Origin of the sequence: Neobacillus drentensis, from assembly GCF_036966985.1 — a bacterium.
Taxonomy (GTDB): Bacteria; Bacillota; Bacilli; order Bacillales; family Cytobacillaceae; genus Neobacillus; species Neobacillus drentensis_E.
The window spans coordinates 1-9,082 of record NZ_JBALSN010000176.1 but is presented as its reverse complement, the minus strand read 5'-3'; the positions used below and the strand labels follow the sequence as shown (position 1 = coordinate 9,082).

Annotated in this window: 8 protein-coding genes; all 8 read left to right on the top strand. The window is 38.0% G+C overall.

What is annotated here, in order from left to right:
• Window positions 1-1,584, top strand: a 1,584-nt coding sequence (nikA, locus tag V7659_RS12020; protein WP_335540224.1) for a nickel ABC transporter substrate-binding protein, incomplete at its 5' end; no start/stop codon positions are given.
• A 17-nt stretch (window positions 1,585-1,601) separates the two neighbouring features.
• A complete protein-coding gene (nikB, locus tag V7659_RS12015) occupies window positions 1,602-2,543 on the top strand; it encodes a nickel ABC transporter permease subunit NikB (protein WP_335540223.1) in 942 nt (313 codons plus the stop codon).
• Window positions 2,543-3,376, top strand: a complete 834-nt coding sequence (nikC, locus tag V7659_RS12010; RefSeq protein ID WP_335540222.1) for a nickel ABC transporter permease subunit NikC — start codon at window positions 2,543-2,545, stop codon at window positions 3,374-3,376. Before nikB ends, nikC begins: the two co-directional genes overlap by 1 nt.
• Before the next feature lie 15 nt (window positions 3,377-3,391).
• The gene (gene nikD / locus V7659_RS12005) at window positions 3,392-4,219 is read left to right on the top strand and encodes a nickel import ATP-binding protein NikD (protein WP_335540225.1); all 828 of its coding nucleotides are present in this window, start codon (window positions 3,392-3,394) and stop codon (window positions 4,217-4,219) included.
• Window positions 4,220-4,245: 26 nt separating this feature from the next.
• Window positions 4,246-5,055 carry a nickel import ATP-binding protein NikE gene (gene nikE / locus V7659_RS12000; RefSeq protein WP_335540221.1) on the top strand — a complete coding sequence of 270 codons (810 nt, stop codon included), beginning with the start codon at window positions 4,246-4,248 and terminating at the stop codon, window positions 5,053-5,055.
• Window positions 5,056-5,148: 93 nt separating this feature from the next.
• Window positions 5,149-6,465: an MATE family efflux transporter gene (locus V7659_RS11995; RefSeq protein WP_335540220.1), complete on the top strand. Its 1,317-nt coding sequence runs from the start codon at window positions 5,149-5,151 to the stop codon at window positions 6,463-6,465.
• Between the two features lie 546 nt (window positions 6,466-7,011).
• On the top strand, window positions 7,012-8,166 hold the full coding sequence (locus V7659_RS11990; protein ID WP_335540219.1) for a ParM/StbA family protein: 1,155 nt from the start codon (window positions 7,012-7,014) through the stop codon (window positions 8,164-8,166).
• Window positions 8,167-8,183: 17 nt separating this feature from the next.
• Window positions 8,184-8,903 (top strand): hypothetical protein, encoded by a 720-nt coding sequence (locus V7659_RS11985; RefSeq protein WP_335540218.1) that lies wholly within the window; start codon window positions 8,184-8,186, stop codon window positions 8,901-8,903.
• The last annotated feature ends 179 nt before the right edge of the window (window positions 8,904-9,082 follow it).

The window sequence follows — 9,082 nt, the reverse complement described above, 5'->3', positions numbered from 1 at the left end:
ATATTTATCTTACTTTTATCAACGTTTTTACTAGGATGTACAAATCCTAGTGATGAAACTTCAACCTCAGTGGACGAAAAAGACAATATGCTTACGATCGCTTGGGCGAGGGATGTGGGTGAAATGAATCCCCATGTGTATAATCCTTCACAATTATTTGCTCAGTCAATGGTATATGAACCGTTAGTAAGTTACGGAGTTGGGGGAGAGCTAAAGCCGAGTCTTGCTGAGTCATGGGAAATTTCTAAAGACGGAAAAGTATATACATTTCATCTTCGTCAAAATGTAAAGTTTTCTGACGGATCAAAATTTAATGCAGAAATAGTAAAAAAGAATTTTGATACCATTTTGAAACACATGGAATTACATAGTTGGTTGGGTTTCCTTTCGAAAATAGCTAATACAGAGGTTATCGACGAAAACACGTTTAAAATGACATTAAAGGAAGCCTATTATCCTACGATTCAGGAACTAGCTGTTGTTCGACCAGTTCGTTTCTTAGGTGAAGCTGGATTCCCTGAAAACGGTGATACTTCAAAAGGAATTGTGAAACCAGTTGGTACAGGTCCTTGGATTTTGGAAGAGCATAAAGCGGATGAATATGCGATCTTCAAACGAAACGAAAACTATTGGGGTGAACTTCCAAAAGTAGAAAAAATTCAAGTGAAAGTCATTCCTGATGCAGAAACGAGAGTACTAGCGTTTGAAAAAGGTGAACTAGATTTAATTTACGGAGAAGGTGTGATCAGTTTAGACGCTTTCAAACAATTAGAATCAACTGATAAATATGAAACTAGCATTTCTGAGCCAGTCGCTACAAGACAGCTTGTTATGAATACAAACAGAGAACAGCTTTCTGATGAACGTGTTCGCCAAGCGTTACATTATGGATTTAATAAAGAGGCAATGGTGAAAGGAATCACTTCTGGATTAGAAGAAGCAGCAGATTTTATTCTACCAACAAACTTGCCTTATACTTCCGAAATTGATGTGACGAAGATTGGATATGATGTTAAGAAAGCAGAAGCGTTATTAGACGAAGCAGGCTGGAAACTTCCTAAAGGGAAAACCGTTCGTGAAAAAGATGGAAAACCGCTTGAAATTGAGATGATGTACGATTCAGCAGAATCTATTCAAAAAGCAATGGCAGAAACGCTGCAATCAGAATGGGCTGCCATTGGTGTAAAATTAAATATTGTTGGGGTAGAGCTTGCAGTTCAAGTTCAAAGATTTAAAGATAATAAGTTTGATATTAATTTCTTTAGTAACTACGGTGCTCCATATGATCCTCATACATTTATAAACATTGTGGCAAAAGAAGGCTTTGGATTTAATGAAGCTATTTCAGCCTATCCAAACAAAGCGGAATTACTAAAGCAAATCGCACGGATACCGCAGACAACTGACGAAGCAGAACGTCAACAACTATACACATTTGTTTTAACATCATTGCAAGAACAGGGAGCTATTGTTCCTGTTTCTTATATTAAGAAAACAGCGATTTATCAAAAAAATGTCACTAATTTTTCATTCGCTGCGAATCGTGACGAAAATCCATTTACAGGAATTAGCATCAAGGAGTAAGCAGTAGGAGGCTTTTCATGGGCACTTATATAATAAAACGAGTAATGTCCATAATCCCAGTTTTTCTTTTGGCCGCACTTCTAACAACTGGGATGATTCACTTTTCACCGGTGGATCCGGCTGAGGCTTATTTAACAGCATCCCATATCGAACCGACCGATGAAATCTTGGCCCAAAAAAGACATGAGTTTGGTTTAGATCAACCCTTCCTCATGCAATATGTAAATTCAATTATGAAGATATGCCAACTTGATTTTGGCATATCTTATGTTTCGAATAAGCCCGTTTGGAACGAGGTGACCTACCGAATACCAGCAACCCTTCAACTAGCGCTAGGGAGTTTATTCATCGCGGTGCTTGTCAGTGTCCCGCTTGGCTTTCTGGCAGGAGTAAAGAAAAACAGCACGATTGATCATTTCAGTCGCATACTCTCCTTTATTGGGGCATCCATTCCTTCTTTTTGGCTAGGTTATCTATTGATTTTTTTCTTTTCTGTAAAACTTGATCTTTTCCCAGTTGAGGGCTTTGGAACATGGCAACACCTTGTATTGCCTTCTATTACATTGGCTCTTCCTTTAATTGCAATGTACACAAGATTGTTGCGTGCTAGCATTCTTGAAAATTTACAAGAGCCCTATGTGCTATTCGCAAGGACAAGGGGAATAAAAGAAAAAACCATTATGGCCAAGCATGTCATAAGGATTGCCATTTCTCCGATGATTACTGGTCTGGGGATGAATCTTGGGAAACTGCTGACTGGAACGATTATCGTGGAAACCGTTTTTTCTTGGCCTGGGTTTGGCCGTTATTTTATAGAAGCAATTTTTAACCGTGACATCCCTATCATTCAATGCTATGTACTCATAGCCGCTAGTTTATTTATCTTTAGCAACCTATTGGTGGATTTGATTCAAATGTTTATTGACCCGCGCATATCCAGGAAAGAAGGGCACCGCTGATGATAACCAGTATACGGAAGGTATTCATAAGTCAAAAAGTGATTCCCATATGTTCGGTGATTTTAGGTATACTTTTTATAATGGCGATATTTGCTCCGTGGATAGCACCAAATGATCCGATTGCGGTCAATTTACTTAATAAACTACAGCCTCCTTCTTGGGAATTTCCATTAGGGACCGACCACTTAGGAAGATGTAACCTATCACGCCTTTTATTTGGAGCTCGAATTTCCTTAGGCTTTGCCATGCTCATTTTCATTTCATCATTAGCGATTGGTTTAATCGTTGGAACCTTCTCAGGGTATAAAGGCGGCTGGGTTGATCAAGTTTTGATGAGATTTTGTGATGGTGTGATGGCTTTTCCTAGTCTTATCCTAATACTTGGTCTGGTCGGTATTTTCGGTCCTGGACTTCGGCAGGTCATTATAGCGTTAATGCTTGTTCAGTGGGTATATTACGCAAGAATGTTCCGAGGAATGGCACTTAGTCTGAAGGAACAAAACTTTATAGCTGCTGCGAAAATAAGTGGATCTTCGCAATGGAAAATCATTAAAAATCATATTGTCCCAAATGTGCTCCCGCCACTTGTGGTCATGGGTACATTAGAAATGGGTTGGGCGATCATGGATATATCCGCCATGTCGTTTCTTGGTTTAGGAGTACAACCGCCTACACCTGAATGGGGAGCGATGATTCACGAAGGAAAGTCATATATTCGGTCGAATCCAGAATTAATGCTTTATCCAGGTTTGATGATTATGCTCGTGATTGTGACCTTCAATTTATTGGGCGAAGCGTTATCCGAACGTTACGGTGTCAAACGTCGATCATGAAAAGGAATGAGAATGTTGACTACAGAACAGTCGAATGTGTTACAAGTGAGAGATTTACATGTACAGGTAAAAACAAAAACTGGTGCTACCACACTTGTAGAGGATATCAATTTTGAACTGAAGCGTGGGGAAGTACTGGGTCTTGTTGGGGAAAGTGGATGTGGTAAAACCGTGACGAGTATGTCCATTCTTCAGCTTCTCAATCGGAAAACGACAACCATGGAAGGCAGTATCGTATTACAAGGACGCGAATTGAATGGTTTAGATGAGAAAGAAATGCGTGAGATCCGTGGCAAGGATATCGCCTTTATTATGCAAAATCCCATGAACGCTTTTACGCCTGTTTTTACAATTGGCCACCAATTTATTGAAACCATTCGTTCACATACACAATGGAATAAAAAACAAGCAACCGAGCTGGCCATTGAGGCGCTGCATCATGTGAACTTACCAGATCCTGTTAAACTATTAAAATACTATCCTTTTCAATTGAGTGGTGGTATGCTTCAACGGGTGATGATTGCTATTGCAGCATGTTTACATCCTGCAGTAATTATTGCCGACGAACCGACAACGGCACTTGATGTAAATAATCAAAAGAAAGTACTGTACCACTTAGATAAAATACGCTCTGAATATGGTTCAGCCATATTATTAATATCCCATGATCTCGGTGTCATTGCTGAAATGGCTGATAAAGTTGCAGTTATGCAGAATGGTCGAATAGTAGAAAAAGCTGGTGTATTCCAACTATTTGATAAGCCACAGCATGAGTATACAAAAAAGCTTTTACATGCACGCTCAATATTAAATTTAGATGAACCTGCCATCCATTTAGCTTAACTTAGGCATTGATAAGGGGTGAAAAGATGAGTTTATTACAATTAAATGAAGTAACCCATAGCTATGGATCTCGAACGCTTTTCAACTGGAAAGATCGTTCGAAAAAAATACTTTCCAATATTTCACTATCGATTGAGGAAGGAACCTGTTTAGGTTTGCTTGGTACGAGCGGAGCTGGTAAAAGTACATTAGGAAGAGTGATTCTTGGTCTGGAACGGCCGCAATCTGGACAGGTTCTGTTTCAAGGGCAAGATCTTTATAAGGCAGATAAGCAAAGTCGTCAAAAAATCCGCCGTGATCTTCAGGCTGTTTTTCAGGATTCCTACTCATCGGTCAACCCTCGAATGACGGCCGAACGAATTATTGCAGAGCCGCTAGAAAACTATGAAAAGCTAACAGTGGCTGAGCAAAAACGAACCGTTATTGAATTATTAGAAAGGGTAGGCCTAAGTGAAGAGGACTTAAAAAAATATCCGAATCAATTTAGCGGCGGCCAATTGCAAAGAATCAATATTGCAAGAGCCATCTCACTTAAACCAAAGCTGATTGTTTTGGACGAATCTGTCAGTAGTCTAGATATGGTGAATCAAACCCTTATTTTAGATTTATTTAAGGAGTTAAAAGCAGACTTCGGGTTATCCTATCTCTTTATTACACATGATATTAAAGCTGCCTATACGATTAGTGATAGATTTGGTGTACTAGAAAAAGGAGAATTGGTCGAGCTTTATGATGAAAAATCACAGTTTTTTACTTCCAAACATCCTGTAGTAAATGAGATGAGAGATTCAATCCTTGCCGAGCATCCGCGTTTTCGTTCGGTTAGAAGTGTCTAACTTAAACATGATATACACTACTCGAATGCCTCGATTTCATTTGCATAATCGGGGCTAGTGTTTTTTTTGAATTTTAGAAGGAGGAAATTCCTAATGAATCATCGTGCGTACCTCACTTTGGCGATTCCTCTAACGATCTCGACCATGACTACGCCCTTGTTAGGTGCTGTAGACACAGCTGTTGTGGGGCAGCTTCCCGATGCGGCCTATATTGGAGGAGTTGCAGTCGGTACTCTTATTTTTAATACTTTGTATTGGGTATTCGGTTTTTTACGGGTTAGTACATCTGCTTTTGCCGCACAAGCAAATGGGGCAAGCGATCAAGCCCAAGGAATACTTGCTTTATCGCGTCCATTTTTATTAGCTGTTGTGGTTGGGGTGTGTTTTATTCTATTACAATGGCCGATAGAATATATAGCTATGATTTTGTTTTCAAACGATTCTGATGTCAGTAAGTTTGCAGCTGAATATTTTCGAATTCGAATTTGGGGAGCACCCTTTACCTTGCTCAACTATGTGATCCTTGGCTGGCTAATGGGCATGGCAAAGATTAAAGAATCATTATGTTTACAGGTGTTAATGAATGTGTTGAATATGACCTTGGCCATTCTTTTTGTCCATATCTTTTCTTTTGCTGTAAAAGGGGTCGCTGCTGCCGCTTTGATTGCGGAAGTGACAGCCTTTATAGTAGGGATGTTCATTGTGAGGAAGGCATCACCGTTTGAATGGAGGTTACCATCCTACAAGGAACTTATAGATACACAGTCTATGAAAAAGATGTTTAACGTGAACAAGGATTTGTTTATTCGAACGATTTGTTTATTAGTCGTTATTAATATGTTTACAGCAAAAGGTGCTTCGTTTGGAACAGACTTATTAGCTGCCAATGCGGTTCTATTTCAAATTCATTACATCATGGCTTATTTTTTTGATGGGTTTGCCAATGCCACGAGTATTCTCGTCGGCAAAGCAGTAGGATCAAAGGACAGGGAATTATATAAAAAAACACTTACATTATCAAAGCAATGGTCGGTGATTACGGCTATTGTTATCGCTTGTATTTATGGATTATTTCAAGAACAAATTATTGCGCTATTTACTAATCTACCAAGGGTAATCGAACTTTCAACTACCTATGGAACATGGCTTATCCTTTACCCGTTTGCTGCGTGTTTTGGCCTTGTCATTTATGGTGTCTTCACAGGTGCAACTGATATTGCTCCGGTTCGAAACTCTATGATTTACGCAATGATCCTCTATATCCTTATACAAATTACGGCAACACCTATCTGGCATAATCATGGCCTATGGCTGGCTTTTATTCTATACACGTTTGGGCGTTCGGGATTCTTGGTCATGTATACTCCTAGATTAAATAAAAGATTATTATCTATGAAGAATGGAATCTAAAAATTACAGCTTCTTCTGAATTGATTTTTTGTATGATTGTTATTACCAATGTTCGACATAAAACAGTCTTCAAAACAGTTTGAGAACAGCGTGCCAGGTCTGTTGGGTTCGATTTCCAGGCAGCCCTCCAATCTACATATAAAAAATAAAAACCGCACGGTGATTTTTCATTGTGCGGTTTATCATTAGTTGTCCTCTGTTAAGCTCTTCCTCATTTTTTGTTTAAATTTAAGGCTTCTTGTCGTTTATGCTTTAGATTCCTCATTTATATAAAATAAATTACTATTTTTGTGGTAGCACTGTTTAAGGAAGTTGAATGGAAACCTCCCACCCAGTGGCGAAATCTCTGGATGAATTAAGATAATGGAATAAACGTTTTTGAACGTTTGGAATAATTTGGTGTGAAGAACCGTTTTAATAGAGGGGAAATACATAAAGAAAGCAAATGCATTTTTTCACTAATCTAAATTTATAAACAACTTTAGACAAATAAAACAGAAAAATATATAATTATTATGAGGAAATAGCAGGAAAAGAGGAGAAATAATGGATATAAAACGTCAAAATGTCGATTTTGGTAATTCGGTCTTTCAAACCCTTGTGGACGGTTATTATTTTGAGATTCCTACAAATGTAGTAGAAATAACAAAGGAAAAGGCAGACGGCCACTTTCCGTCTACTTTCCATGATCCCCAATCCCTTTTACAAAGTTTACTGATTTCAACAACGATAGACGGTGTAGAGAAATATTATCTAGTGGGCGATTCAGCGGAAAAACAAGTGTTAGGAAACATTCATATCAACAAACTTCATGATAAAACGGAATCTGAGATTCCCAATGTGATGTTCCTTGCATCAGTTGCTTATTACAATGTAATAAAAGGAAACGGCAAAGAAGATAATCGAGTGAACATTAATTATTTTTCAACTATGCTCCCAATTTGGCTGCTTAAGAAAACGAACAAGTTCAGTGATATGCAAAATAAAATGGCAAGCCGATTTGAAGGGGAGCACCATGTAACGATTTTAACTCCCGGATTTGAGAGAGTTGTATCCATTCACGTCGAAACAAGCAAATGTCGGATTGAAAGTGAAGTTGCTCGTTGGGCAATAAAAAAAGATTTTGATTTACAAGATCGTGAGGAAGCAAATTCATTTCAAAACTATGAAACTCTAATTGTGGATTTAGGAGGAGGGACCGTTGATCTTGCCTTGCTTCAATCAGGACTTCAGGCTCCTAAGAGCAGGGAATCATTGAACTGCTTCGCTGATATTTCGTACCTAAAACACATTGAAAAACTAAGAAGTGAAAAGTTACTCGAGTACTTTGATGATGTTCGTTCACTAGAGGAATTCATTATCAATAACATTGAAAAAACAAAAATGGAACAAATGGATGGAAATAGCGGTAAAAAGGTTGATCTCACAGAGCAAATCCATGAGTCATTAAGGGAATACACTCAAATTTTAATAACGAAAATTGAAAACACATTCCCCTCTCCTAAAGATAAGGTCTATAAATATGTTTATATTGGTGGAATAGCGAGCATCCTTAAACGATTCATCCAAGAATCGATTGATATAAGGTATGGAGCCGAAATTAGAGAGCAAAATCATATATTCCTTCCAGATACAAGAAAGTTAAATTTATATGGTCTAGAAATTATAAGCAGGCATGAAACAAACGTAGTTTTCGCCTAAGTAGAGGAGGAGAACATATGAGCAACAAAGATTATCTTCATGGTGAAAAGTTGGCTGGCAATTTAAACAATATGTATTCAAATCTAGGTGCACAGATGATTGCACCTTTTTACGCACTATCGAACTTTTTTATATCCGCTGTTAATCTCCAAACGGATGTGGTTGGATTAATGAAAAAGGAATCAGGAAGAAATGACGAACCTGTAATGTTAAATTTAGAAACTTCGAAAATTTCTCCAAAGGTGTATTCAATTCTCGAGCAAAAGGCAAAAGCAAATCAGCTGGAGGAATATATTACGAAGCTAGTTGAGCAAGATGTAGATAGATTGGACAAGGAAGAAGAGAACATAGCCTTAGTTGATACACTACGTAAAGAGTTTTTAGGTAAAATCAACTTACTTAAACAAGAATTTGCTTCCCGTCTTGTTGTTGATGCTGATCAGAGGAGGGCTGGCCAAGCAAACGAGTTGCGTGATTTTGTCACGAAACTTGGTGAGCAAAAATTAGACAAGCAAGAATTCAAAACTTTGTTAAACTCCCTTCGAAGCGATTTATTAGATGAGATCAGCTTGCTTAAAAATGAACGTGTTTTCCGTCCAGTTGTTCCTCCCAATCCAAACAAGTTTCATCCTGCTTTGGAACCTGCGGAAGAAGTGAATGATTTTAAAGAAGGACAATTGCTCGAAAGTGATCAAGTTAAAGGGACTATTAAAGAAGTTATAGATATGGATTTTTAAAATATAGTGGAATGATGTTCTGCTATTACTGCAAAATCTAAAAAAAGACTACTTTCATATTAATAGGAAGTAGTCTTTTTATGTTGTAGTAGGTCTAGCCGACTTTTCTTGGTTAAGGGTTTGGATGTGGATTCTTTTATATGGGTTACGCTTTAATACTATATTGCCATTTTAGTAAA

Bases quoted from the DNA above. Each gene is read 5' to 3' on its own strand.
- nikB (WP_335540223.1), top strand. From the start codon at position 1,602: ATGGGCACTTATATAATAAAACGAGTAATGTCCATAATCCCAGTTTTT.
- nikC (WP_335540222.1), top strand. From the start codon at position 2,543: ATGATAACCAGTATACGGAAGGTATTCATAAGTCAAAAAGTGATTCCC.
- nikE (WP_335540221.1), top strand. From the start codon at position 4,246: ATGAGTTTATTACAATTAAATGAAGTAACCCATAGCTATGGATCTCGA.
- V7659_RS11995 (WP_335540220.1), top strand. From the start codon at position 5,149: ATGAATCATCGTGCGTACCTCACTTTGGCGATTCCTCTAACGATCTCG.
- V7659_RS11990 (WP_335540219.1), top strand. From the start codon at position 7,012: ATGGATATAAAACGTCAAAATGTCGATTTTGGTAATTCGGTCTTTCAA.
- V7659_RS11985 (WP_335540218.1), top strand. From the start codon at position 8,184: ATGAGCAACAAAGATTATCTTCATGGTGAAAAGTTGGCTGGCAATTTA.